This is a genomic window from Microbacterium sp. ZW T5_56 (genome assembly GCF_044987425.1).
Classification (GTDB): Bacteria; Actinomycetota; Actinomycetes; order Actinomycetales; family Microbacteriaceae; genus Microbacterium.
Genome location: NZ_JBJDRI010000022.1, coordinates 33,520 through 55,754, shown reverse-complemented (window position 1 = coordinate 55,754; position 22,235 = coordinate 33,520). Strand labels below are relative to the sequence as shown.

Below are 22,235 nucleotides of genomic sequence, written 5' to 3'. Positions count from 1 at the left end.
AACGACGCGCCCAGCCTGTCTAGCTAGTCTTTGCCCTGCCGTTTCCGGGCACGGCTTCGCAACTGAACACGCCGGCTGAGGTCACCCGTGAAGGTGACGCTTTCCGCAGCTTCGACGAGCCGATGAACCGGGCGAACAGCGGCGGCGGCGATCACCCAGCCTGCAATCGCCGCGAGAACGACGCCTGCAGCTGCGGTCGCGGCAAGGGACCAACCAATCGCGGTGAGGGTCTGCTCGAGCGACGTGAGGGGTTGGAACAGGCGCATGATGGTCGAAGAATCCCCGACACGCACGGAGAGCACGCGATAGTTCTCATCGGCGATCGTCACCGTGTCCAGCCGCGGGCCGCCCGTAACCGGCACTGGCAGAGTCACACCCTCTGTCGACATCGCACTCAAAGTGTCGTTGAACGAAGGGGAAGCGAGCTGGCGTTCTACCGTGCCGTCCGCGGCGAGGAACTGCACCGCAGCCTGGTCTCTTTGGATGAGTCCGGTGACGTGGAACAGACGACTGCCGGGCATAGCTCCGTCCGGAAGCTCTCCAGCGATCCGTTCGATCTGACCGGCATCCGGCACCTTTGCCAGTAGCGAGTCGTCCATCTCACCCGCCATCCAGCTGCGTATCATCGTCCAAGCGATCAGCGAAACCGCGAGCACAGCCAGTGCCACGGCGAGGGAGACCAGGACGGTCAGTCGGAATCGCATACTCATTGCGCCCCGCTCGCGTCTGGGCGCAGCGTATATCCAACACCGCGCACTGTCTGGATCAGCCCGTCGGCTCCGGCTCTAGCGAGTTTCCGGCGCAGATACCCCACGTATACCTCGAGTGAGTTCGATGTCTCGTCCAGGTCACCGTCCCAGACGTGGTCATAGAGCAAGCGCCGGGTGAGCACCTGGCCCGAGTGGCGTGCGAGAACCTCGAGAAGGAGGAACTCCTGCTTGGTCAGGGTGAGCTCTTCCCGGCTGACGGCGGCTCGCCACCCGGCCGGGTCCACGGTCAGCGGTCCAACCGCCAGGGGGAGCTCCGATGAGACGGATGCCGTGCGGCGCAACAGCGCTCGAAGCCGCGCCAGTAACTCTTCGTATGCGAACGGCTTGGCGAGGTAGTCGTCTGCGCCCGCATCGAGTCCCGCGACCCTGTCGACCACGGCGTCGCGGGCTGTGAGCATGAGCACCGGCACAGCGTCGCCTGCGGCGCGCAACCGGCGGCACACCTCAACGCCTCCCATCGTGGGAAGAACTAAGTCCAACACGACCGCATCCGGCTGGCAGGCGGCGATCGCCTCAAGCGCTGCGGGGCCGTCGTCGGCCGTCGTCACGGCGTATCCCTCGAACCGCAAGGAGCGGGCTACGGAACGCAACAGCGCCGGTTCGTCGTCGACCAGCACAATACGCATAAGCCGAAGTGTCGCAACACAATCTATGGCGAGTCTAAGAAGAGCCTCCGGGCCGCAATCGCGATGTCAAGAGCAGAAAACGAAGGCGAATGAACACATTCGAAACGAACTCCGCTTCCCAGCCCTTCAGCATGCGGCGAGATGTCGCTGAGGGTTCGCGCTTGTCGCGTTCCTCTGTCTGATTCCCGAAATCGAGAGAATCGTCCACGGCAGGGCCGGCGTGCTCCTTGTAGAGCAGTTCGCTCACCCCGCACTCAAGATCGCGAGCCGCTGGTGATCAAGAGCGGGAACGTGACGTCTCAGGGGTGGCCGCGGGCTTGCTGGACGACGAATCGTGACGGTCGGCCTACGGGATGAGGTGTGGATCACCACTCTCTAGCATCCCCTTCTCTCGCTCACAGCGTTCTGCCAGCGAAACTCTACCGTACGTAAGGTAGGGTTATGATCATGAGAACAAGTTCACGCACAGATATCCTCGAGGCTGCGATGCGCGTGGTAGGTGATGTCGGCGGCGCCGACATCACCTACCAGTCCGTCGCCAGCGAAGCGGGGCTGACCAAGGCCGGCCTGATGTATCACTTCGCCACGAAAGACGCGCTGATGATCGCAGTCATCGAACATGTGATCGAACGGTGGCAAGCCGAACTGCAGCACGTGCTCGACGTGCCGATCACTGAGTCGACACTCGACGAGCGCGTTCGTGCTTTCGTGCGGTTCGCGGGCGAGGGCGGCGTGACGCAGGGGGAATTCGTGGTGTTCTCCGAAGCTGTCCGCCGCCCCGAGCTCTCCCGGCCATGGCTGGAATACCTGCAGACCTGGTTCGGGTTCGGCGACGGCGTCGACACGACACCGCTGCTGCTGGTCTGGTTGGCGGCGAACGGGCTGTGGGTAGCTGAGGCCACTGGCATTCTGACCATCGCTCCCGCTCAACGAGAGGCTCTGCTGATGCGTCTGACTGCACTGATCGAAGGGAGTCTCGAATGAAGAAATGGCTGATCCTGGGCGGGGCGATCGTTCTGGAAGTTGCCGCGACTCTGTCGTTGCGTGGCGCGATCGACAATCCGTGGTGGGCGATTCTTGCCATAGCGGGCTACGCCGGTGCGTTCGTGGCGTTGTCACTCCTGCTGCGCCTCGGTGCCCCGATCGGCGTCGTATACGGCATCTGGGCCGCCGCCGGCGTCGCGCTTACTGCGGTGATCGCATCGGTGATCTTCGGTGAACCCTTCACCTTCATGATCGGACTAGGGATCGCGATCGTGATCGCCGGTGTCGTTCTGGTCGAGACCGGCCATGGCGCGCCGAAGGCTGCTGACACGGAGGTCTCCTCATGACTTGGCTCTTGCTCGCCGGAGCGATCGTGACCGAGGTCGCTGCGACCATGTCTCTGCGGGCTTCGGAAGGGCTGCGGAAGAAGCGATGGATCGCACCGGTCGCCGTGTTCTACATCTCCGCCTTCTCATTGCTGACGATTGCACTTGCTCAAGGGATGCCGGTCGGCATCGCCTACGGGATCTGGGCGGCATCCGGTGTCGCACTCACGGCGGTCGGTGCCCGCGTGTTCTTCAAAGAGCGCCTCACCTGGCGGATGATCGCCGGCATCGTCCTCATCGCCGTCGGCGTGTTCGTCATCGAGCTCGGCGCCTCGGCCCACTGATTCGTCGCATCCGCGGCTACCGACCAGAAAGCACACCCATGTTCACCATCGCTCCCGCTTCCTCCGCCGACGTTCCCGAGGCGGCCTCCATGCTCGCATCCGCGTTCGCGCATGACACCGTCATGGGCACCCTCGTCGACGGCGAACACAAGCAATCTCGCCTCGCACGACTCTTCCGGGCGCTCCTGCGAGTCGGCGCGCTCCGTACGGGACGCATCGACCTCACTCGGCGAGACGTCGACGGCGGGCTGCTCGGCGCCGCCATCTGGGAGCCACCAGGACAGCACACCTCGCTCCTGGACCAGGCGCGAGAGCTGCCGAGCTTCCTCCGCGCGCTGGGCTGGGGAGGGCTCGGCAGGGCCGTACGGATCCAGACGGCCCTGGCCCGCCACCGTCCGGCCGAACCGCATTGGTACCTGGCACAGATTGGAGTGAGTGCTGAGGCTCGAGGGATGGGAGTCGGGTCTGCGTTGCTGGAGTCCAGGTTGAAGAAGATCGATGCGGAAGGACTGCCTACCTATCTTGAGTCGTCCAACGAGCGCAATCGATCCCTATATCGACGCCACGGCTTCGAGAGCATCGCATCGATCGACGGCATTCCGAATGCATCACCCGAGGCGATGTGGCGGCCGGCTCAGCGGTAGGCGACGCGCTTGCCGGTGGGCATGACCGCGCGAGTGCGCTGCGCGACTACGTGACTTCATGTCCGGCGTCGCGCAGCGCGGCCGCCTGCGGCGTGCGCGCTAGGCACCAGGATGAGGTCGCTGTCGAAGGTCGACACGACGAACATGGGGATTGCTCGTGCGGATATCGGCGACACAACCGACTGAACGACGCCGGTGACGTTGAACGGGATGGGGCCATCGATATACCAGGCGCACCAGGGTCCGACGGTATTTGCGCCCGTCGGATCGAGGGCGGGCGGGCACACAATCGGCAATTCGGAACTCGTCCGGGTGACCGAGAGAAGCTGCGCGTCCGCGGCGAACAGTTCCGGCGGGAGGGGCGCAGCCGGGTCGAGCCTTACGATGACGAACTCCTCATCGATGCGGGAGAGGCCAACACACTTGGGGGAGGGATCATGGGGTTGTTTGTCGGAGTTGCCGGCGGTCGGCCTCTCGTGCGGGATCATTGTCAGACTGGGCCGTGCCGTACGTCCCGGCGAGGTGATCGCGTAGGGCCGCGGCGAAGTCTTCGGCGTTGTCGCTCGCGAGATGACCGACAAGGCGCTCGTGTTCGGCGATGATCTCGGCGCAGCGGGCGAGGAGGAGGTCTCCGTAGCTGAAGAGCAGGAAGCGCTGCCGGTCGGCGAGCCGATCGTTCAACTCGAGCAGCACCGTATTCTCTGCCGACTCCACGAACGAGCGATGGAAGTCGATGGTCGATTCGATGAAGGCTCGGACGTCGCGAGCGGCGAACGCCTCGCGTTGCACTCCGATCGATGCGGTCAGTCGGCTTGCCAATCCGTGGCGGGCCTGCGTTGACGCGCGCGCGACACCTGCGGTTTCGAGCATGAGGCGTGCGTCGGCGAGATCGGCGGCGGCGCGTTCACTCAGTCCGTTCACGAGCGCTCCGCGCTTCGGGTAGACGGTGATCCATCCCTCGTCCTGCAACCGAGCAAGAGCTGAGCGGACGGGGGTGCGGCTCACTCCGATCTCCTGGGCCAGTGACGCTTCGCCGAGCATCGAGCCGGGGGCGTGGATCCCGTCGAGGATGCCGTTACGGATCGTCTGATATGCCCGCTCGTTGGCGCTCGGGTTGCTGTCTGACACAAACGTCTCCACCTCAGTTGTCGTGCGCTCTCAGGATACGACGTGGGACCGGGGCTCACCTGTGGTGAGGGGGAAACAGAGCGCGATCGGACGCCGCCGCTGTCACATCAGGCAGCGGCGCGGTCTTGCCAGTCGTTGCGACTGCGGAGCGTCGCGACGGCGCAGTCGGCTACGGCTGTGGTCTTCACGGACTCTCCTGGCACACCGACGATAGTGGTGCCGGCGGGAAAGCTCCTCGTGACGACTGCTCCTGCGCCGATGGTGGAGTAGGCGCCGATCGTGATCGGACCGAGGACTGCTGCGCCCGCACCGATGGTGACCCCGCATCCTATGGTCGGGTGCCGCTTGCCCGGTTGAGGACGTTGCCCGCCGAGAGTGACTCCGTGGTAGACCAGCACATCGTCACCGACTTCCGCGGTTTCACCGATGACGACACCCATGCCGTGGTCGATGAACACTCGCCGGCCGATTCGGGCCGCAGGGTGGATCTCCACTCCCGTCAGCGTCCGTGTCGTCTGTGCGCCGAGTCGCGCGATGAACCGGTGTCCTCGCCTCCACAACCAGTGGTGGATGCGGTGGGCCCAGATCGCGTGGAGCCCGGGGGAGAGCATCATGACGGCGATTGCGGAACCGGCTGCGGGATCCTTGGACTGCGCGGTGGCGATGTCTTCACGCAGCCGGCACCACGGGATGCCCGGATCGTGGCGGAGTCGCTTCATGGTTCTTCCAATGTCCAAAGTCTCTTTGATCCTGGGCGACCGTGCCGCCCGTGCGCCAGGATGCGGGTCCTGGCGCACGGACGGCTCGGGCATCAGATGATCGACAGCTCACGGAGTTTCGCGTCGACCTCGGCATTACTCGGCTCGACCATGTGGGTGCCGTCGGGGTAGACGACGACGGGGATGTTGGTCCGACCTGAAATGGCTTTGGCCTTTTCGGCTGCCTCAGCATCCGCTTGCACGTCTATATAGACAGTCTCGACACCCAGCCCGTCGAGCTGCCGCTTGGTGCGCCGGCAGTCGCCGCACCAATCAGCCCCGTACATCGTGATGCTGGAGCCACCAGTCGTCGCGCTAACTCGAAGGTCGTCAGATCGCTCACTCGGGACGACGGACTGTCTCACCGCAGGCGTTGCCGGACGGACCTCAGCGGCGGGCTGCGCGTCCTGCGCCGGGCCCTCGTCGAGGGCTGCGAGGTAGCGCTCGGCGTCCAGAGCTGCCACGGTTCCGGAACCGGCTGCGGTGACGGCCTGACGGTAGTGAGGATCGATGACATCGCCGGCGGCGAACACACCGGAGAGGTTCGTCAGCGAGCTGCGTCCCGCCACGGCGACTGTCCCGTCTGAGGTGAGATCGAGTTGGCCGTGCACGAGGTGCACACGAGGGTCGTTGCCGATCGCCACGAAGACACCCGTGACGTCGAGGTCCCTGGTCTCTCCGGTCACAGTATCGGTGAGTTCGAGACCCGCCACGCTGCTCGCGCCCCGGATGCCGGTCACTGCGGCGTTCCACACGAACTCGATCTTGTCGTTCGACAATGCCCGCTCCTGCATGATCTTCGACGCACGCAATTCGTCACGCCGATGAACGATCGTCACCTTGGACGCGAAGCGGGTCAGGAACAACGCTTCCTCCATCGCCGAGTCGCCACCACCGATCACCGCGATGTGCTGCTCGCGGAAGAATGCCCCGTCGCACGTGGCGCACCAGGACACGCCGTACCCGGACAGCCGATCCTCGTCGGGCAGACCGAGTTTTCGGTACGCCGAGCCCGTGGCGAAGATCACCGTGCGGGCCTCGTGCACCGTGCCTGAGCCGAGGACGACACGCTTCGTGTCACCGGTGAGCTCGAGTTCAGTCACGTCGTCATAGACGAGTTCGGCCCCGAAGCGCTCTGCCTGCTGCTGCATGCGCTCCATGAGCTCGGGGCCTGTCACGCCTTCCGGGAACCCGGGGAAGTTCTCGACCGTGGTGGTGTTCATCAATTCGCCGCCTGCCTCGACGGAGGAAGCGATCATCAGTGGAGCTAAACCGGCGCGCGCAGCATAGATCGCTGCGGTGTATCCGGCGGGGCCGGAGCCGATGATGATGATCTGTCTCATGAGTGATCAGTCCTTTCGTGCGTTCCCGCGTTCACCTTCACGATCGCTGGAGTACTAGTCACTTCAGCCCTGCTGTGTCGCGTGGGCGCGGACCTCGTCCATGTCGAGTGCGCGAACTTGTCCGATCAGGTTCTCCAATGCGGGCGCAGGCAAAGCTCCTGCCTGGGAGAACACAAGAATTCCGTCGCGGAACGCCATCAGAGTGGGGATCGACGTGATCCTCATGGCTCCCGCGAGGTCCTGGTTGGCCTCTGTGTCGACCTTGGCGAACACGATGTCCTCATGCTTGTCCGCGGCAGAGTCGTAGACGGGCGCGAACGCGCGGCACGGGGGGCACCAGGCCGCCCAGAAGTCGACCAGGACGATCCCGTCGGATTCGACAGTGGAGGGGAAGTCGGCCATTGAGAGGTCGCGTGTGGGCATGGGTTCTTCCTTTCGTGGGACGGCGGCACTTGTGGTCCGCCCTGAGGGGCATCGTGGCCACGCAGAAGGGTGATCGCTATACGACACACCGATCCGTGTTGTATCCAACATGAATGCTAGGACGGTGTAACGCGAAGCCCGACGGAATATTCCGCGCTGCTCGATGCCTATGGAAACCCGGCTGTGCGCGCCGTCTCCCGCACGATGTTGCGCCGCGGATGCCCTATAGACGCACGTACGCTGCGCCGGCGCGTTGCGCGAACACGATCGCAACGGCGGCAGAGTCGACCAGGCTGACCGGCGTCTGAAGTTGGCTCTCGTCGATGCCTCGCCGGCTGAGGCCGACTCTGCATGCCTCGATCGTGACTCCGGCAGTCACGTCGAGTGCAGGTGCGGAATCGAGGAGGCCGCCGAGCGCCGGGCCGTTCACGATGATCCGTACCCGCAGCGCCGGATCGGCCAGAACGATCGCGGCTCCTGCCCCGGTTGCGCGCGCGACATCCTCGGGGTTGTCGGCGACATGCACGATGACTTCGTCGCGCTTCTGGGTGAGTTCGGTCTTCATGCGTTGTTCTCCTTGATCGGTGGGGTGGGGGAGAGGAGCGAAGGGTCCCGGGTCGCGCGCTTCTTGCTCACGCGGACGATGATCCAACCGATGAGCGCGGCGACGCACGCCACGCCGATGACGACGCCGTCCGGGATGCGGGCGGCTTCGCGAAGAACGGTGCCTTCGAGCGCGGATTGGTCTGATGCGCCGAGGATGCCGCTCAGCGAGGTCGTGCCTGAGGTGACCAGGAGGAGGACTCCCACGCCGACGGTGAGCAAACCGCCGATCAGCCCGGTCCAGGTATTGCGCCAGCGTCCGATGATGATCTCGCGCGGTCGGATGAGGCGTTTGACGAACGGAAGCCGTCCCCACAGCAGCGAAGCGACCAGAAGGGGAAGCGCCATGCCAGCGGCGAAGACGAGCAGGATGATGCCGCCGGAGAGGGCATTGCCCGAGACGGCGGCGACCGTGAGGACCGCGCCCAGGATGGGTCCTGCGCAGACGCCGGCCAATCCATAGACGGTGCCGAGTGCGTACACGGCGACGTTGGAGGTGCCCTCGGTCGTCTCGCGTCGCGCGAGCAGGGGGATGGGAATGTTCAGCACCATGACCAGCCCCAGCGCGATCACGATGACGGAGGCGACAGTGACGAAAGTGAATCGATGTTCGTTCACGAAGGCGCCGAATGTGCCGGCGAGCACTCCGAGCGGTACCAGGCTGGTGATCAACCCGAGGTAGAAGATGCCGGTACGAGCGAGGAGCTCTGCGGGGCGAGCGAACGCGTATGAGAAGAACGCGGGCAGCAGCATCGCCGAGCACGGGCTCAGCAGTGTGAGGATGCCCCCGAGGAATGCGCCGAGAAGGCCGATGTCCATGCGGGTCTCACTTCGCCGCTTCTAGGGACGCGTCCAGGAACTGGCGAAAACTCTCGAGAGGCTGCGCCCCGGAGAGCGCGGTGTCCCCGGCGACGAAGAAGGGGACGCTGTTCACGCCGAGTTGCTGCGCCGACAGCGTGCTCGCCTTCGCCTCCTCCCTCAGCGCGGGGTCATCGAGGTCAGCCGTGAACTGCTCGATATCGGGCACACCTGCTTGCTCGGCGAAATCGATGAGGGTCTCACGGGGTAGATCTGCGTGTGCGCCTTCGGGGGCGACATCGTAGATCGCGGTGGCGAACTCCATGAACCGTCCCTGGTTCGCGGCCGCCCGTGCGGCAACGGCAGCGTCTTCAGATTGTTCTCCGAAGAAGGCGACGTCGTGGAACTCGACGCGCACGAGGCCTGTCTCCACGTATTCCTCGATCAGCGCGGGCAGTGTGTCGCGGCTGAACACCGCGCAGAAGGGGCAGCGCAGGTCCGTCCACTGCGTCAGCACCACGGGGGCGTCGACGTCGCCGATCGCCATCGGATCGTCGGCCTCACGCCGCACGAAGGGCATCTCGTCGGCCTGGCCCGGTTGTGAGGACGCCGATGCGGCGGGCCCCGAGGGCGGTGCAGAAGTCGGAGACTGGCCGGGCAGGAACTGGGCGACGACGACGATCGCGAGGAAGACGACGATCGCGACCAGGGCGACGGTCCATCGCCGTGAGCGGCGAAACTTCTCCTTCAGCGCGGTCATGGATTCGGCCTCTGAACTAGTCACCTTTGTAGGATACAAGATGGATCCAAGGCGGCGGTCCGACTCTCTGGGTCAGGGATCGGACTCGTGCGGCGCGGAATCACGTGAGCGGCGAGCGTGGCCGCGGAAATCAATTCTTCTCTCGGGGCGCCCGAGGCCGCTTCGATGCTCATTCCGTCGATGGTGGCCATGACGAATCGGGCCAGCACTGTACAGTCGGCGTCATCCGGGAGGTCGCCATCAGAGGCGGCGTCCCTGAGTCGCGACAAGACGGTTCGTCGCGTTCGTTCGCGTGCGTTCGACAGCAGGCCTGCAATCTCATGGCCGGGGTCGCCGGATGTCAGCCCCGCCTGAACCGTCATGCAGCCAGAAGGCTGCCCCGGTTCGGTGAAGATCTCCGCTCTTCCCGTTAGGAGAGCGAGCATCGCCTCGTGAGCAGTCGGGCGCGCCATGGCCATCTCTACCTGGGCGGTTCGGTCATCCATGTAGCGCTGAAGCGCCTTCTCGAACAGGTCGCGCTTGCTACCGAAGGCCGCGTAAAGACTCGGAGGGTTGATGCCGAGCGTTCGGGTGAGGTCGGTAATGGAGGTGCCTTCGTATCCTCGGCGCCAGAACAGCTCCATCGCTGCCTGCAGCGCCTCCTGATCATCGAACCCGCGCTTGCGACCTCCGGGCATGTGCTGTCTCCTCAGCCTGATCTGTGCGAGAGTTGCGCACATTCTGTAACGTCCACTACAGTGTAGCTTACAAGTTATTTAGTGAACGCTACAGAATGGAATCGTACTCACCATGGGCAAGTTGACTGGCAAGACGGTAGTGATCACCGGCGGCAGCACGGGCATCGGCCTCGCAACCGCAAAGCGGTTCGTTGCCGAGGGCGCCAGCGTGTACATCACGGGTCGTCGTGAGGAGGAGCTTGCCAAGGCGAAGAAGGACATCGGTGGAGATGTCACCACCGTCCGCGGCGACATCGCAGACCTCGCCGACCTGGACCGACTGTGGGCGCAGGTGAAGCAGGAGCGCGGCTCGGTCGACATCATCGTGGCCAACGCGGGAATCGCGGAGCCGGCGCCGCTGCCCGTCGCCACCCCGGAGCACTTCGATCGTGTCTTCGGCATCAACGCGCGAGGCACCTTCTTCACCGTGCAGAAGGCGCTGCCGCTCCTCAACGACGGCGGTTCGATCGTCCTCATCGCCGGAGCGGCGCACCAGGTCGGCTGGCCGGACTTCCCCGCCTACTCCGGGAGTAAAGCCGCCATCCGCTCCTATGCGCGCAGCTGGGCCGCCGCACTTCTTGACAGGAACATCCGCGTCAACTCGATCAGCCCCGGCCCGATCGAAACTCCCATTCTCGATGGGCTTTCGACTCCCTCGAACGATGGCGCGGCTGTGCGCGCCGGACTCGCCGCCACGGTGCCCATGGGGCGTCTTGGTGAAGCGGAGGAGATCGCGTCATCCATCCTGTTCCTCGCCTCGGACGACAGCAGCTACATGACCGGCACTGACCTCGCCGTCGACGGCGGCTCCACTCAGCTCTGATTCGCGCCCGGGCCGGCTGCGTTCTCCCGTAACCGGCCCGGCCTCTCGTATCGGCCGACTTAAGGAGACAAACATGGCTTACCACGAGCACACCGACCACCGTTACCTTCGCAACCTCCGTGCAGGGGCGCCCGACGCGGTGAAGGCCTTCCTGGCGTTCGATCAGGAGGCGCTGAAGGGCGCCAGCAAGGTGATCTCGCGCAAGAACACCGAGCTGATGGCCGTCGCCGTCGCTCTGACGACCCAGTGCGCCTACTGCATCGAGGCGCATGTGCTTGCGGCGAAGGCTGAAGGTGCTTCCGCTGAGGAACTCTCCGAGACCGTGATGATCGCTTCAGCACTGCGTGCAGGAGGGAGCTTCGCCCACGGATTCATGGCGATGAAGTTCTTCGACGGAGCGTCGGATCCTGAGACAACATCCAGCGACGTCGCTCCCAGCGGGACCGCATAGTCTCCGCTTGCACGGCATGGCATCCTGCACTCACGAACGAAAGGACACTCATGAACACGCTCGCTCTCATCGGCGCCGGACGAGGCCTCGGCGCAGCCGTCGCTCGTCGATTCGGTGCCGAAGGATTCCCCATCGCCCTCATCTCCCGCAGCCTCGAACGAGTCGAGGCCCTAGCCGCGGAACTGCGCGAGGAAGGCCTCATCGCTCGTGGGTATGCGGCGAACGTCCGTGACCCTCAGGCGATCGTCGCGGCGTTGGATCAGGCGACCCAAGACCTGGGGCCTATCGAAGTGCTGACGTACGCGCCTCTCCCGTCGAAGGAGTTCCTGCGTCCCGTACTCGAGACGACCGTCGAGGATCTTCGAGCCGCGGTCGAGTTCTCGATCTATGGGCCGGTCACGGCCATGCACCACGTATTGCAGGGGATGCGCTATCTCGGAAAGGGCAGCGTTCTGTTCGTCAATGGCAGCAGTGCCGCACGACCGAGCGCGGGCGTCGCCGGAACCTCTATCGCCTTCGCCGGAGAATCGGCGTACGCGCGCATGCTGCATGACACCCTCGCGCCGGAAAACATCCACGTCGGGCAACTCATCATCCCCGCCGCTATCACGCCCGGCCATCCCACGCACGATCCCGACATTCTCGCGGAGAGGGTGTGGACGATGCACGCCGGCAGGGGCGACTTCCGAGTCTTCGCCGAGCCGATGGCGGGGGCCTAGCCAGTAGGCGGCCCGGCGTTTCGCCCCTTGCCTCGCGCGAGCGAGGCTCAGCGGGCGACAGCCGATCGAGCCGCCTCGGCGGCTCGGATCCGAACGAGAGCCAGATCCAGAAGCGGCGTGCTGACGCCGAGAACGCGTGCCCTCTGGGCGAAGTCGCCGAGTATGTGCTCGGCTTCCGTCGTCTTCCCTGCCGACAGATCGCGGAACAGCGACGAGGTGAATGCCGACCCCGGTTCGGTGAGGATCCCCCGAGACTGCGCCTGGGATGCCTCGCGTGGCTCATGACCGGCGGCAGTGGCGACGCGCTCGGACTCGGCGATCGCCGATTCGAGGTAGGGGAGTCCGCCCGCTTCTCGGATGTTCCCCACTGTGTTGTCGAACAAGCAGGTGACGATGCCGGCGGCTGAGATGAAGGCCCACTTCTCCCACAGGTCTTGTTCCACCTCGGCTGCTTCGATCACTGTCAGACCGGCGACGTCGAGTGCATGCTTCACCCACGATGGCGGTGGCCCGGCGGGAAGGGAGCCTATGGTGACTTCTGCGAGTGAAGTCATCTGCACCGCTCCGCCCTGATCATCGAGCGCAGCGACGATCTTGATGAGACCTCCGATGACGTGGCCCGGATAACGTGCATGGAGCAGATCCATGTGCCTCATCCCGTTGAGGAACGGGATGATGATCGTCTCCGCTCCGACCGCGGGAGCGATTTGTTCGACCACCGCTTCGATCGCGCCGGCCTTCACGGCCACGACGACTAGCTCGGGGTCGCGTTGCGTCAGATCGCAGCGGACTTCGGGATCAGCGAGACCTGCCTGCAGAACTGGGTCCGCCAGGCCGCCGTCGAGTCCGGCGCGAAGCCGGGCGTGACCCGGGCCGAGGCTGACGAGGCCCGTGAGCTGCGTAAGCGGGTTCGTCTGCTGGAGCAGGAGAACGAGGTGCTCCGCCGCGCGGCGGCGTATTTCGCGCAGGCGCATCTGCCGGGAAAATGACGTACCCGCTCGTGACAGAGCTCGCCGCTGACGGGATCCCCGTGACGGTGACGTGCCGGGTCCTCAAGCTCTCCCGCCAACCGTATTACCGGTGGCTCGCCAACCCGGTCAGCGACAGGGAGATCGTGGAGGCGTATCGCGCGAACGCCCTGTTCGACGCCCACTGTGATGATCCCGAGTTCGGGCATCGGCTGCTCGCCGACGAGGCCCGCGACGCCGGGGAGCCGATGGCGGACCGGACCGCGTGGCGGATCGCCTCGGACAACGGCTGGTGGAGCGTGTTCGGGAAGAAACGCGGCAAGAACGACCGCAAGCCCGGTCCCGCGGTCCATGACGACCTCTGCACCGTGACTGACGCGGACGGGCGGGGGCGGCACGAGTTCACCGCGGACGGGCCGAACCAGCTCTGGCTGACCGATATCACCGAGCACAAGACCGCCGAGGGCAAGCTCTACCTCTGCGCGATCAAGGACGTGTTCGGGAACAAGATCGTCGGATACTCGATCAGCGATCGGATGAAGTCCAGCCTCGCGGTCCGGGCGCTCGAGAACGCCGTCCAGATGCGCGGTGACGTCGCCGGCTGCATCGTTCACAGCGATCGCGGGTCGCAGTTCCGCAGCCGGAAGTTCCTGCGCGCCCTGGCCCGCCACCGCCTGGTCGGATCGATGGGAAGAGTCGCGTCCTGCGGCGACAACGCCGCCATGGAATCGTTCTTCGCCCTGCTGCAGAAGAACGTCCTCGACCGCCGCTCCTGGACCACCCGGGAGCAGCTGCGGATCGCGATCGTGACCTGGATCGAACGGACCTACCACCGCCGGCGTCGGCAGGTCGCTCTGGGCCGTTTGACACCGGTCGAGTTCGAGACCATCATGAACCAGACCCTGGCCCTCGCGGCCTAACCAAAACTGTCACCTATCCGTGCAGCAGCCCCGTCTTCTCATCGCGGTCGGGGGTGCGATATGCCGTGAGCTGTTCGAAGACTTCGGCCTGTCCCACGATCACACGTCCTCGCCCTTCTTCGCTCAGGAGCGTCTGACGCAACACGAGCAGCATGGCAGTGTCGAGGAAAGTCAGGCTCTCCGAGCGCACGGCGTTCGGCGTCTGGTTAGATGGCGCATTGCGTACGAATGCGAACTCGTTCGCCGGGTCCACCACGAGGTCGAGGAAGAGATCCGCGAGCCGTTCGCGGATGGCGGATTCATCGCTGAGGAGCACTGCCCACAGTTGCGGCTCACGTGCTCCCGAGAGGTACGGTCCGCGCACAAGCCTCAGCAGCACGCGGCGAGTGCGATCGGGGAGCGTGCCTGTGTCCCCTGGCCAGAGGCTCTCGCCGGTTCCCTCGACGCCAGCACTTCCTACATCCGTCATGAAACCACCCCTGTGAAGCGGTGCGTGGGGATCACTGCGGTGCGTGAAACGCCGCTGGTGCTCGTCCATTCGAGCACCTCGGGCTCGTCGTCCGCCGCCCCGTGGGCGGCAGCCAATGTGAGCAGCCCGACGACGCTGGCGACCCCCTGCGTGGCCGGATGCGCTACAAGCACATCCGCCACCGTGCAGGTGGTGAACTGGGCGAGGACATCGTTGACGTTGCGTGTGAGCTCGTCAAAGTCGATCTCGGTCTCGCGCGCCAACGCGCGCAGCTCCTCCAGGTCAGCCACCTCGACCTCGATCGGGATGACCTCCTCGGACGCGTCAAGCTCCGCCGGGTCGTGGAGGTCGAGCGTTCCGATCGTCGCGAGCGCAACGGATGAGAGGTCGAGCGACAGCCCTATCGGATGCCATGGTCGAATGTGAACGGCGGCCTGGGTGCCCGCATGCTGGGCATCGCGCAGCAGTGAGCGCATGACGCGGTCGCGCTGGTAGTCCTGAGACTGCACATAACGGCGCAGGGCCCGGGCGAACACAGTGATCGCATCATGGATCTCTGCGCTACGGGCCTTCAGCGTCGTCAGGAAAGACCGCGGCAGTCGGCGCTCGGCTGGAGTGAGTTCGCGGGCGAAACCGCGGTCAAGCACACGGCGGATGTCCGCCTCGAACGCCGCGCCGAGCGCCGGGTCGAGTACGAGCTGCGAGAACGCGGAGAAGCTACGCCCAGCCTCCGACTCGGATATGTGGTCGACACCGCGAAATACCTCATCGACGACGGTTGCCTGCGACGCATCCGATTCGACGATTTTCAGACGCAACGATGCGTTGAGCGCTTCGAAGTCGGCGCGAACCCGCGCGAAATCATCCGGAACGTCGGATGCCTGTGCGAGCAGATCACGCGCACGCTCAAGTGCTCGGCTGTCGTCGAGGGCTGCTTCGTCGCCTGAGCGAAGTACGCGGATGCGTCGCTCTATTCTCTCAATCTCCTCATCGAGCAAAGCGATGCGTGTCGCTGCATCGGGGTCGGTGTCGATTGCGAGTTGACGGACCTGCACAGCGAGGCTCGCAAGCCGCGACTCCGTCGCACTCGAACGTGGCGCAGCCCGTCCCTCGACGAAGCGGATCGCGACGATTGCGTCGGGGGAGAGGTCAAGAGTCTCGCCACGTGACTCGGCAGATGCCCGTCGCGTGAGGAATCCAGCTGCGCGCCACTGTGCGCAGTAGCCCTTTGCGCTGAGCGGAAGCCACAATCCGTGGGCACGCAGCCGCTCAAGGTCTGCGTCCAGCCTCTCGTACAGTTCCTCCGCGTCAACACGTCGTTCATCGCCTCCGAGGTGATGCCCGAGCAGGCCAACAATGACCGGTGCCGAGTCGGCGTCCAGCAGCCGCCATGCCGCGTCGCTCTCCTTGAGCTGGGCGAGACGCAGGGTTTGAGCAACGGCAGGCATGTGTCCATTGTGGATCACAGCGCCGACATCATAGATGAAGGGCAGACGGACTGGCTCTCTTCGGAAGCTTGGGCAAGGCCGCGGCCAGGGGTGTCTATCCGTCCCGAGGAGCTTGTCAGAAAGCGGCCAGCCCACGGGACACGTCGAGCCGGCAACCGGCTTACCCGGGCTGACAGGCTCCTCGCGGGCGACTGAACCCGGGTGGCCTGTGAGGCAAGAGGAAGTGGACCAATCAGGTGACCACTTGCCTGCATCTTGTGCAACGTGTGACGCGCACGGCGCACTTCTGACACGGGAAATCCCCGGTCAAGTGGGCTATGGGCCTTGCTCCTGTCACCTGGGGGTTAAGGGGTTTACCCCTCCCGGACAGCCCGAAAAACTGAAAATAGAATGCCACGGGCTGTGGCGCAGCTTGGTAGCGCACCTGACTGGGGGTCAGGGGGTCGCAGGTTCAAATCCTGTCAGCCCGACAGAAAAACCCTGATGAGAAGACATTTTCATCAGGGTTTTGTTGTTTCCGGAGGTCGATCTTCCTGGTCCCCTTCTGGTCCCCCTGTCGCTCTCGGCGGGTTGCGACTGTGGACAACGGAACTCGACGTGAAGGCTTGTCTGTGGATAAGGGGACCAAAAGGGGACCAGAACCGTTTCCAGCCGGTGCGTAGGTGCCTGAAAGGCATCAGAGGCCACGCGTTGCGGGACCGCTTCGGGTGGCCTGACGCTTTTGACCGGAGGGTGACAGGAACGCGTTGGCTTGCTCTGCGGCGGACGCGAGGTGCCGGTCATCGGGATGCACATATCCGCGGGTCGTTTCCATGGACGCGTGCCCAAGGATCTCCTGAAGCACGTGGAGCGGAACACCAGCGTCGGCCATCCATGTTGCTCCCGTATGCCGAAGCCCGTGACGGGTGAGATCGGGCAAGCCGAGCCCTGCGACGATCGTGTCCCAATTGGTGGCGTCCCGGACAGTCGCCGTGGTGAGCACACCCCCCTTCGGCCCGACGAGGAGCTGATCTTCAGAAGCTTTCCCCTCGGCCAGGCGCTCGAGGACGGGGCGGAGCGGCTCGAGGATCGGCACACGCCGTTCCTTGCGGCTCTTGGTGGGTTTGGTGACGAGACCCCCTTTGCCGGGGAAGATCTGCCGGGCGATCACCACGAGGTTCTTGTCGAACCGCACGTCTCCGACTCGGAGGCCGGAGACTTCGGAGGAGCGAGCGGCGAGGAGGGCGGCGAGCATGACGAAATCGCTGTAGGGCTGACCGACCTTCCCGCACGCTTCCGCGAGTTTGGTGAGGGTCTTCATGTCCGGGATCGCATGTGCGCGTGGTGAGGCCTGCTCGGCGGATTGGGTTCGGAAGGCGTTGCGGTTCAGGCTGCGTTTGGCGCGGTTCTTTGCCGGGTTGATAGCGAGGAGCCCGTCGCGGACCGCCTCGTCGAGAACGCGTACGAGCGGGGCGATGGAGTTCTTGATCGTGGATGCCCCGTAGCGCTGTTCCCATTCGTCGATGGTGCGGTCGATGATGCCTGCGGTGATCTGCGTGACCGGCAGATGCCCGAGCGCGGGCAGGACTCGGAGCTTCAGTCCGAACCCGTAGATCTCCCCGGTTGAGGTGGGGTCTAGGCCGCGGGCCCATCGGTCACCGAGGGAGGTGACGAACTCGGTGAGCGTCATGGAGGTATCCATGCCCTTGACGGACGAGGTGCGTAGCTGGTCGAAGAAGGTGTGGGCGGCTGCTTCGTCGGGGACGATTTCGGAGCGGATGATGCGGCGCTTGGTGAGCGGGTCCGTCCACCGTGCGCGGGCTCGGACGCCGTAGGAGCGGCGCTCCATATCGGTGGAGACCTTCACCCCGATCGGCGGTACCGGTCGCGGTTCTGCTTTGGGGAGTGGCTCACTCCTGCGGGGCATGGTCGTGTTCTAGCTCGGCCAGCCATGCGTCGACCGCCTCGACCCGGTAGCGGGCGATGCCGCCCAGCCGGATGAACGGCGGCCCCGTTCCCGCGGACCGCCACCGTGACAAGGTCGACTCGGACACCTTCAGGTAGGTGGCGATGTCGCGGCTGTGCATCAGCGGGGACGTGGCAGGTGCGTTCGGGGTCTGGTTCATGAGACTTCACCGGTGGACAGGTCGAGCGAGCGGTAGAACTGGTCTTCTTCTTCGCGGCGTTTGGTGACCTCGGCTAACACGAACTCCACGAAGTCGGTCTCCCGGTCCTCGATGACGATGTCCTCAATGGAGGGTGCCGCCGGTTCGCCGGGCCAGCTTGTCTGTCGGGTGGGACGGTCGCGATCAAGGCGTGTGCCCGCGGCGGCGACCCAATCGCGAAGACGCAGCCGGGTATCTGCGAAGTCGCGGTGCCAGGCCAGCGGTGCGGAACCGGTCTTCTCTGCGTCGTAGGAGCACAACCAGTGCAGGTGCAGAGCGGACAGTTCCCAGAGCAACTCGGGATGATGGTGCCAGAACGGCGGGATGACCGAGGCGGGCAGGCCGTAGGTGTTTCGGAGCCAGTGCACCCACCGGTTGAGTTCCAGCCATTCGGCTTCCAGATCCTCGGGACTCAGCAGGTTCCAGTTGATCGGATGCGGGGGCTCGACCGGCAGCGGTCCCTCGAATTCGGCATCGAAGTCGTCCTCGTCCTCGACGGCTTCGGACTCCGGAGTGTTGTCATCCATCACAGCCACCGGCTCAGATGCTCGTCCGGGTAGCGACGCTGGTCTGTTGTCGCGGACTGGCCTCCAATGCCGCTTCTTCCTGAACTGTAGAGTGCCGTTCGACGGCTGACGGGCGTGGTGACCGGTCGACCTCGTAGCGGGTGCGAGCGAGGTCGTGTCCGATGCGTGAAGCGATGAACTCTTCGGCTTGGACGGTCTGCCCGTCCTTGTCGTAGCTGTACTCATGCACACGCCCGGTAGCGACGAACTTGTCGCCTTTCTGGAACCGAGCTGCGGCTTCTTCGGCGGTCTTTCTGAAGATGGCCAGATCGTGGAAGCTCGGGTCGAGCTGCGTGAACGATCCATCGGGTTCTTGCCGGGAGTGCTCAATCCCGACGCGCGCATGAAACCGTGCCACCCCGTTCTCGGTGGTCGTCAGCCGGGGCTGCGTGGCGATGAATCCGGAAATGGACTCCTCACCTCGCCGCCGAGGTTAGCCAGTCTGGATCGATCAATCGATAGGATCTGCTAAGGGAAGGCGGCCAACTGGTCGACGCTTGCGACAACGGGGGTGATAATGCTTCTCAGTGCAAACTGGCGGGACTGGTATCACTTCCGTCACCAGCAGGAGTGCTTCAAATCAGGCAGCGCGTTTGAAGATTACGTCTCGACCGTGCTCAGCCGTTTCCACGATGACTACGTGAATCCCGACCCCTCCGGAACGCTCGGCGACGGAGGATGCGATGGCCTCGCCGAGTCAGGGACGGTCTTTTTACGCCTGCTACGGCCAACGACCCTCCCGGAGCGCGGAACGAGAACTTGCCGCAAAAATCGGCTCGGACTTCGCCCGAGGATTCTCGCAGTGGGACAGCTTCCACACCTGGAGGTTTGTCACCAACGCGCCCGTTGGGCCAGTGTCGCTGAAAGTACTCACGGGACTCCAACAGTCGCACGGTCCCTCGAGCGAGCGGCCGCTGACGATTCGTCTTGTGAAGTCGGAAGATCTATGGAATGACGTCGTCGGCTCTCTCGACCAGTCCGTTCTAGATCAACTCTTTCCTGGCGCGCCGGGGACAGCGAACGTCGAGCTCGCCGACCTGCTACCGCTTCTCGACGCACTCGACACTACCGGCGTAGTGGTCGAGAGCGGCGGCGACGTGCTCCCGGTTCCTGCCACCAAGATGAACTTCAACGCTTTGCCAGACGCCTCCCGACTCGAGTTCAATGCGGGGAGACTTCTGGCGCCCCGCATCGATCGTTGGTACGAGGAGTCATCCGACCCCGGCCTCTACGACGCTCACGGTGAACGATTCCGGGCGCTGTATCGGGACGCCCGAACCGTGACTAGCAACTCTGCTGAGATCCTCGAACGGCTTTACGTGTCGGTGGCCGGTGCTAATTTCCGGATGGATGGCAAGCGGGCGAACGCCGCGTTTGCGGTGGTCTCGTATTTCTTTGACTCATGCCATATTTTCGAGACCCCGCCGAGCGCAGACGCCATCGCAGATACGGAGGCGGCCGATGCTCTTGCCCACTAAAGGCGTCTCATCTGATCGTGCCCTCATGACCATTGGTGCCGACATTCTTGACGAGCTCCTTGACCCTTTGTCGGTGTCCGCGCTCTGGGAGCGTTTCTCGAAACGAGAATCTTCCGTCGCACGAGGACGACGCATCACTTTCGATTGGTTCACTTTGGCCCTCGCCGCTCTCTACACGATGAACCTCATCGAAACGTCTACCGACGGTTTCATCAAACGAGCTCATGTTTCTTAACTCCCTCACCTCATCCGATCAGAGATTCAAGACCCTCCAATTCCGCGACGGGCTGAACGTCCTAGTCGCTGACCGCACCGAGGCGTCCGAACAAGGCGACAGCCGCAACAGCATCGGAAAGACCAGTTTCGTCAAGATTCTGCGTTACATTCTCGGGGGCGACCTTTCGTCCGAGTTCAAAGCACCAGAACTATCCGAGCACACCTTCACGGCCTCCCTCTCGCTCCCGTCCGCCCAAAATGACGAAGTCGACGAGGTCACGATCACTCGTGCCGTTTCGCCAACGACCCGAGTGAAAGTCTCAGGGTGGTCGGCAACCAACGGCGCAACTGACCTGCACATCGATGAGTGGCGTGCGCTGCTTTCGCGCAAAGTCTTCCGGATTCCCGAAGATGCCAGCCGTCCAACGGCAGGCCAAATTTGGGGCCAACTCATCCGCACCTACTTTGGCAACCCCATCAAGGGACATCAATCCGAGGCGGATTGGGAGTCCGGGGTAAAGCTTGGCTTCATGTTGGGGCTATCGCCGGAGATACTGGGCAAGGCTGGAGATGTTGACCGCCTCACCAAACAAGGCAAAGCAATTCGCGCGGCGGTTCGCGAGGGTGCGATCGCTCACCTCTCGCTCGATGAGTCAGCTCTTCGCGCTCAACTCGCTGCCGCTCGTCGGCAACGTGACCGCACCCAGGAAGATCTCCGTGCGTTCAGAGGCGACGAGCAGTATGCCGACCACCAGCGCGCTGCTGATGACCTGAGCGGCTCGATACAGCGGCTCAATGACGAAGCCCTCTCCCTGCAACGGCGACTCCGAGAGCTCAACGAGGCGCTCCAGGACGAAGCAGTCACCCCTCTGAACGGTGACTTGACGATGAGGCTCGAACGGGTCTACGCCGAGATCGGCGTCGTGCTCCCGGACGCAGTGAGTCGGCGTTACGAGGAAGTCCAGGCGTTTCATGAGTCCGTAGTTCGCAACAGGCGATCGTTCCTGGAACAGGAACTCAGCGCTGTCCACGAGCGACTCGACGCGATCAATGTCGAGCGACACCGCCTGGATGACCAGCGATCGACGATCATGCAGCTACTCAACGAGACAGTGGCCCTCGACACCTTCCTCAGCATTCAGCGCGGCCTCGCCCAGCAAGAGTCCAACGTCGCCGACATCGAACGGCGACTGGAGGCCGCGACATCCATCAGTACCATCGGCGACACGATTAAGCTGCGCACCGCAGAGCTCGTCGCCTCGGTCCGCACCGAGCTAAACGAGAGGGACGACCGGCTAAGCGAATCCATCGCCCTGTTCGGGGAATTAGGCGCGGAGATCTACACAGACCGTGAAGCATCGCTCCTGGTTGCTCCAACACCCAAGGGGCTCCTTAGCATTGGCCCGCACATTTCCGGGGACGCAAGCACTGGTGTTCGCAGCGTGGAAACCTTCATGCTAGATATGGTTTGCACAATTGCGGCGATCAAAGCCAACAGGGCACCGCGTCTCCTCGTCCACGACAGCCACTTGTTCGACGCCATCGATGGGCGGCAGGTCGCATCATGTTTGAACATCGGAGCTCGACTCGCGGAAGAACACGGCTTCCAATACATCGTGACGCTCAACTCTGACTTCCTCGCATCTGTTGAAGCGCAAAGCGATGGCGCGTTTGACGCAGACCCCTACATGCTGAGCACGCGACTTACTGACGAGACCGAGGCTGGTGGCCTCTTCGGGTTCCGGTTCGGGTAGGAAAGAGTGGGACGAGCATTCGTCCCATGGCGAAGCGTCCCCGCACCATGTGACCA

General features: G+C 64.1%; 28 protein-coding genes, 1 tRNA gene and 2 pseudogenes. 12 read left to right on the top strand and 19 right to left on the bottom strand.

Features of this window, described 5'->3' with window-relative positions; translation table 11 throughout:
* Positions 1-23: 23 nt before the first annotated feature.
* Positions 24-710 (bottom strand): hypothetical protein, encoded by a 687-nt coding sequence (locus ACI3KU_RS11905; protein ID WP_404922515.1) that lies wholly within the window; start codon positions 708-710, stop codon positions 24-26.
* Positions 707-1,396, bottom strand: a complete 690-nt coding sequence (locus tag ACI3KU_RS11900; protein ID WP_404922514.1) for a response regulator transcription factor — start codon at positions 1,394-1,396, stop codon at positions 707-709. Before ACI3KU_RS11900 ends, ACI3KU_RS11905 begins: the two co-directional genes overlap by 4 nt.
* A 447-nt stretch (positions 1,397-1,843) precedes the next feature.
* Between ACI3KU_RS11900 and ACI3KU_RS11895 the strand changes: the two genes are divergently transcribed.
* From ACI3KU_RS11895 to ACI3KU_RS11880, 4 genes are read left to right on the top strand one after another with little or no spacing between them, the layout of a single operon-like run.
* Positions 1,844-2,380: a TetR/AcrR family transcriptional regulator gene (locus tag ACI3KU_RS11895; protein WP_404915487.1), complete on the top strand. Its 537-nt coding sequence runs from the start codon at positions 1,844-1,846 to the stop codon at positions 2,378-2,380.
* A complete protein-coding gene (locus tag ACI3KU_RS11890) occupies positions 2,377-2,727 on the top strand; it encodes a DMT family transporter (RefSeq protein ID WP_404915489.1) in 351 nt (116 codons plus the stop codon). Before ACI3KU_RS11895 ends, ACI3KU_RS11890 begins: the two co-directional genes overlap by 4 nt.
* Entirely contained in the window at positions 2,724-3,050 is a 327-nt protein-coding gene (locus tag ACI3KU_RS11885; protein WP_404915491.1) for a DMT family transporter, read from the top strand. The genes ACI3KU_RS11890 and ACI3KU_RS11885 overlap by 4 nt, the downstream gene beginning before the upstream one ends.
* A gap of 38 nt (positions 3,051-3,088) precedes the next feature.
* Positions 3,089-3,694, top strand: a complete 606-nt coding sequence (locus ACI3KU_RS11880) for a GNAT family N-acetyltransferase (protein ID WP_404915493.1) — start codon at positions 3,089-3,091, stop codon at positions 3,692-3,694.
* A 56-nt stretch (positions 3,695-3,750) separates the two neighbouring features.
* On the opposite strand, the gene ACI3KU_RS11875 is transcribed toward ACI3KU_RS11880, so the two are convergent.
* From ACI3KU_RS11875 to ACI3KU_RS11830, 10 genes and pseudogenes are all read right to left on the bottom strand, one after another.
* Positions 3,751-4,182: an ACT domain-containing protein gene (locus tag ACI3KU_RS11875; RefSeq protein WP_404922513.1), complete on the bottom strand. Its 432-nt coding sequence runs from the start codon at positions 4,180-4,182 to the stop codon at positions 3,751-3,753.
* On the bottom strand, positions 4,130-4,822 hold the full coding sequence (locus ACI3KU_RS11870) for a GntR family transcriptional regulator (RefSeq protein ID WP_404915497.1): 693 nt from the start codon (positions 4,820-4,822) through the stop codon (positions 4,130-4,132). Before ACI3KU_RS11870 ends, ACI3KU_RS11875 begins: the two co-directional genes overlap by 53 nt.
* Positions 4,823-4,929: 107 nt before the next feature.
* On the bottom strand, positions 4,930-5,541 hold the full coding sequence (cysE, locus tag ACI3KU_RS11865; protein ID WP_404915499.1) for a serine O-acetyltransferase: 612 nt from the start codon (positions 5,539-5,541) through the stop codon (positions 4,930-4,932).
* 92 nt (positions 5,542-5,633) lie between these two features.
* Positions 5,634-5,867 (bottom strand): glutaredoxin domain-containing protein, encoded by a 234-nt coding sequence (locus ACI3KU_RS11860; RefSeq protein ID WP_404915766.1) that lies wholly within the window; start codon positions 5,865-5,867, stop codon positions 5,634-5,636.
* A gap of 102 nt (positions 5,868-5,969) precedes the next feature.
* A pseudogene (trxB, locus tag ACI3KU_RS11855) lies at positions 5,970-6,923 on the bottom strand (thioredoxin-disulfide reductase); the annotation flags it as partial.
* Positions 6,924-6,986: 63 nt separating this feature from the next.
* Positions 6,987-7,346 carry a thioredoxin family protein gene (locus ACI3KU_RS11850; protein ID WP_404915501.1) on the bottom strand — a complete coding sequence of 120 codons (360 nt, stop codon included), beginning with the start codon at positions 7,344-7,346 and terminating at the stop codon, positions 6,987-6,989.
* Between the two features lie 223 nt (positions 7,347-7,569).
* Entirely contained in the window at positions 7,570-7,911 is a 342-nt protein-coding gene (locus ACI3KU_RS11845; RefSeq protein ID WP_404922512.1) for a hypothetical protein, read from the bottom strand.
* On the bottom strand, positions 7,908-8,768 hold the full coding sequence (locus tag ACI3KU_RS11840; RefSeq protein WP_404922511.1) for a cytochrome c biogenesis CcdA family protein: 861 nt from the start codon (positions 8,766-8,768) through the stop codon (positions 7,908-7,910). The genes ACI3KU_RS11845 and ACI3KU_RS11840 overlap by 4 nt, the downstream gene beginning before the upstream one ends.
* 7 nt (positions 8,769-8,775) lie before the next feature.
* A complete protein-coding gene (locus ACI3KU_RS11835) occupies positions 8,776-9,531 on the bottom strand; it encodes a DsbA family protein (protein WP_404915507.1) in 756 nt (251 codons plus the stop codon).
* On the bottom strand, positions 9,528-10,184 hold the full coding sequence (locus ACI3KU_RS11830) for a TetR/AcrR family transcriptional regulator (RefSeq protein ID WP_404922510.1): 657 nt from the start codon (positions 10,182-10,184) through the stop codon (positions 9,528-9,530). The genes ACI3KU_RS11835 and ACI3KU_RS11830 overlap by 4 nt, the downstream gene beginning before the upstream one ends.
* Positions 10,185-10,296: 112 nt before the next feature.
* Here ACI3KU_RS11830 and ACI3KU_RS11825 point away from each other — a divergent pair, with 112 nt between their 5' ends.
* The 3 genes from ACI3KU_RS11825 to ACI3KU_RS11815 all read left to right on the top strand — a co-directional run bounded on the left by ACI3KU_RS11825 (position 10,297) and on the right by ACI3KU_RS11815 (position 12,216).
* Entirely contained in the window at positions 10,297-11,046 is a 750-nt protein-coding gene (locus ACI3KU_RS11825; protein WP_404922509.1) for an SDR family NAD(P)-dependent oxidoreductase, read from the top strand.
* 73 nt (positions 11,047-11,119) lie between these two features.
* On the top strand, positions 11,120-11,497 hold the full coding sequence (locus ACI3KU_RS11820) for a carboxymuconolactone decarboxylase family protein (RefSeq protein WP_404922508.1): 378 nt from the start codon (positions 11,120-11,122) through the stop codon (positions 11,495-11,497).
* Between the two features lie 50 nt (positions 11,498-11,547).
* Positions 11,548-12,216: an SDR family NAD(P)-dependent oxidoreductase gene (locus ACI3KU_RS11815; RefSeq protein WP_404922507.1), complete on the top strand. Its 669-nt coding sequence runs from the start codon at positions 11,548-11,550 to the stop codon at positions 12,214-12,216.
* 47 nt (positions 12,217-12,263) lie between these two features.
* On the opposite strand, the gene ACI3KU_RS11810 is transcribed toward ACI3KU_RS11815, so the two are convergent.
* A complete protein-coding gene (locus tag ACI3KU_RS11810) occupies positions 12,264-12,965 on the bottom strand; it encodes a ketopantoate reductase family protein (protein WP_404922506.1) in 702 nt (233 codons plus the stop codon).
* 21 nt (positions 12,966-12,986) lie between these two features.
* Between ACI3KU_RS11810 and ACI3KU_RS11805 the strand changes: the two are divergent.
* Positions 12,987-14,104 (top strand): annotated as a pseudogene (locus ACI3KU_RS11805) (IS3 family transposase); the annotation flags it as partial.
* A gap of 13 nt (positions 14,105-14,117) precedes the next feature.
* On the opposite strand, the gene ACI3KU_RS11800 reads toward ACI3KU_RS11805, so the two are convergent.
* On the bottom strand, positions 14,118-14,573 hold the full coding sequence (locus ACI3KU_RS11800) for a DUF4194 domain-containing protein (RefSeq protein WP_404922505.1): 456 nt from the start codon (positions 14,571-14,573) through the stop codon (positions 14,118-14,120).
* Positions 14,570-16,156, bottom strand: coding sequence for a DUF3375 domain-containing protein (locus ACI3KU_RS11795; RefSeq protein WP_404922504.1), 1,587 nt, complete (start codon positions 16,154-16,156; stop codon positions 14,570-14,572). Before ACI3KU_RS11795 ends, ACI3KU_RS11800 begins: the two co-directional genes overlap by 4 nt.
* A gap of 261 nt (positions 16,157-16,417) precedes the next feature.
* Here ACI3KU_RS11795 and ACI3KU_RS11790 point away from each other — a divergent pair.
* Positions 16,418-16,491: transfer RNA gene (locus ACI3KU_RS11790), tRNA-Pro, on the top strand.
* Positions 16,492-16,697: 206 nt separating this feature from the next.
* Here the strand turns inward: ACI3KU_RS11790 and ACI3KU_RS11785 are convergent.
* The 4 genes from ACI3KU_RS11785 to ACI3KU_RS11770 are packed head-to-tail and all read right to left on the bottom strand — an operon-like array spanning position 16,698 to position 19,128.
* Complete coding sequence (locus ACI3KU_RS11785; protein WP_404922503.1) at positions 16,698-17,867, bottom strand: tyrosine-type recombinase/integrase; 1,170 nt, start codon at positions 17,865-17,867, stop codon at positions 16,698-16,700.
* A gap of 43 nt (positions 17,868-17,910) precedes the next feature.
* On the bottom strand, positions 17,911-18,126 hold the full coding sequence (locus tag ACI3KU_RS11780; protein WP_404922502.1) for a helix-turn-helix transcriptional regulator: 216 nt from the start codon (positions 18,124-18,126) through the stop codon (positions 17,911-17,913).
* Entirely contained in the window at positions 18,123-18,692 is a 570-nt protein-coding gene (locus ACI3KU_RS11775; RefSeq protein ID WP_404922526.1) for a hypothetical protein, read from the bottom strand. The genes ACI3KU_RS11780 and ACI3KU_RS11775 overlap by 4 nt, the downstream gene beginning before the upstream one ends.
* Positions 18,693-18,705: 13 nt before the next feature.
* Complete coding sequence (locus ACI3KU_RS11770; protein WP_404922525.1) at positions 18,706-19,128, bottom strand: single-stranded DNA-binding protein; 423 nt, start codon at positions 19,126-19,128, stop codon at positions 18,706-18,708.
* A gap of 286 nt (positions 19,129-19,414) precedes the next feature.
* On the opposite strand from ACI3KU_RS11770, the gene ACI3KU_RS11765 reads away from it, so the two are divergent.
* From ACI3KU_RS11765 to ACI3KU_RS11755, 3 genes are read left to right on the top strand one after another with little or no spacing between them, the layout of a single operon-like run.
* Complete coding sequence (locus tag ACI3KU_RS11765; RefSeq protein WP_404922501.1) at positions 19,415-20,209, top strand: ABC-three component system protein; 795 nt, start codon at positions 19,415-19,417, stop codon at positions 20,207-20,209.
* Entirely contained in the window at positions 20,193-20,444 is a 252-nt protein-coding gene (locus ACI3KU_RS11760) for an ABC-three component system middle component 6 (RefSeq protein WP_404922500.1), read from the top strand. The genes ACI3KU_RS11765 and ACI3KU_RS11760 overlap by 17 nt, the downstream gene beginning before the upstream one ends.
* On the top strand, positions 20,434-22,179 hold the full coding sequence (locus ACI3KU_RS11755) for an ABC-three component system protein (RefSeq protein WP_404922499.1): 1,746 nt from the start codon (positions 20,434-20,436) through the stop codon (positions 22,177-22,179). The genes ACI3KU_RS11760 and ACI3KU_RS11755 overlap by 11 nt, the downstream gene beginning before the upstream one ends.
* The last annotated feature ends 56 nt before the right edge of the window (positions 22,180-22,235 follow it).

Bases quoted from the DNA above. Each gene is read 5' to 3' on its own strand.
- ACI3KU_RS11755 (WP_404922499.1), top strand. From the start codon at position 20,434: ATGTTTCTTAACTCCCTCACCTCATCCGATCAGAGATTCAAGACCCTC.
- ACI3KU_RS11775 (WP_404922526.1), bottom strand. From the start codon at position 18,692: ATGGATGACAACACTCCGGAGTCCGAAGCCGTCGAGGACGAGGACGAC.
- ACI3KU_RS11800 (WP_404922505.1), bottom strand. From the start codon at position 14,573: ATGACGGATGTAGGAAGTGCTGGCGTCGAGGGAACCGGCGAGAGCCTC.
- ACI3KU_RS11845 (WP_404922512.1), bottom strand. From the start codon at position 7,911: ATGAAGACCGAACTCACCCAGAAGCGCGACGAAGTCATCGTGCATGTC.
- ACI3KU_RS11905 (WP_404922515.1), bottom strand. From the start codon at position 710: ATGAGTATGCGATTCCGACTGACCGTCCTGGTCTCCCTCGCCGTGGCA.
- ACI3KU_RS11840 (WP_404922511.1), bottom strand. From the start codon at position 8,768: ATGGACATCGGCCTTCTCGGCGCATTCCTCGGGGGCATCCTCACACTG.
- ACI3KU_RS11760 (WP_404922500.1), top strand. From the start codon at position 20,193: ATGCTCTTGCCCACTAAAGGCGTCTCATCTGATCGTGCCCTCATGACC.
- ACI3KU_RS11815 (WP_404922507.1), top strand. From the start codon at position 11,548: ATGAACACGCTCGCTCTCATCGGCGCCGGACGAGGCCTCGGCGCAGCC.
- ACI3KU_RS11765 (WP_404922501.1), top strand. From the start codon at position 19,415: ATGGCCTCGCCGAGTCAGGGACGGTCTTTTTACGCCTGCTACGGCCAA.
- ACI3KU_RS11890 (WP_404915489.1), top strand. From the start codon at position 2,377: ATGAAGAAATGGCTGATCCTGGGCGGGGCGATCGTTCTGGAAGTTGCC.
- ACI3KU_RS11825 (WP_404922509.1), top strand. From the start codon at position 10,297: ATGGGCAAGTTGACTGGCAAGACGGTAGTGATCACCGGCGGCAGCACG.
- ACI3KU_RS11895 (WP_404915487.1), top strand. From the start codon at position 1,844: ATGAGAACAAGTTCACGCACAGATATCCTCGAGGCTGCGATGCGCGTG.
- ACI3KU_RS11875 (WP_404922513.1), bottom strand. From the start codon at position 4,182: ATGATCCCGCACGAGAGGCCGACCGCCGGCAACTCCGACAAACAACCC.
- ACI3KU_RS11880 (WP_404915493.1), top strand. From the start codon at position 3,089: ATGTTCACCATCGCTCCCGCTTCCTCCGCCGACGTTCCCGAGGCGGCC.
- ACI3KU_RS11860 (WP_404915766.1), bottom strand. From the start codon at position 5,867: ATGTACGGGGCTGATTGGTGCGGCGACTGCCGGCGCACCAAGCGGCAG.
- ACI3KU_RS11900 (WP_404922514.1), bottom strand. From the start codon at position 1,396: ATGCGTATTGTGCTGGTCGACGACGAACCGGCGCTGTTGCGTTCCGTA.
- ACI3KU_RS11850 (WP_404915501.1), bottom strand. From the start codon at position 7,346: ATGCCCACACGCGACCTCTCAATGGCCGACTTCCCCTCCACTGTCGAA.
- ACI3KU_RS11830 (WP_404922510.1), bottom strand. From the start codon at position 10,184: ATGCCCGGAGGTCGCAAGCGCGGGTTCGATGATCAGGAGGCGCTGCAG.
- cysE (WP_404915499.1), bottom strand. From the start codon at position 5,541: ATGAAGCGACTCCGCCACGATCCGGGCATCCCGTGGTGCCGGCTGCGT.
- ACI3KU_RS11885 (WP_404915491.1), top strand. From the start codon at position 2,724: ATGACTTGGCTCTTGCTCGCCGGAGCGATCGTGACCGAGGTCGCTGCG.
- ACI3KU_RS11820 (WP_404922508.1), top strand. From the start codon at position 11,120: ATGGCTTACCACGAGCACACCGACCACCGTTACCTTCGCAACCTCCGT.
- ACI3KU_RS11780 (WP_404922502.1), bottom strand. From the start codon at position 18,126: ATGAACCAGACCCCGAACGCACCTGCCACGTCCCCGCTGATGCACAGC.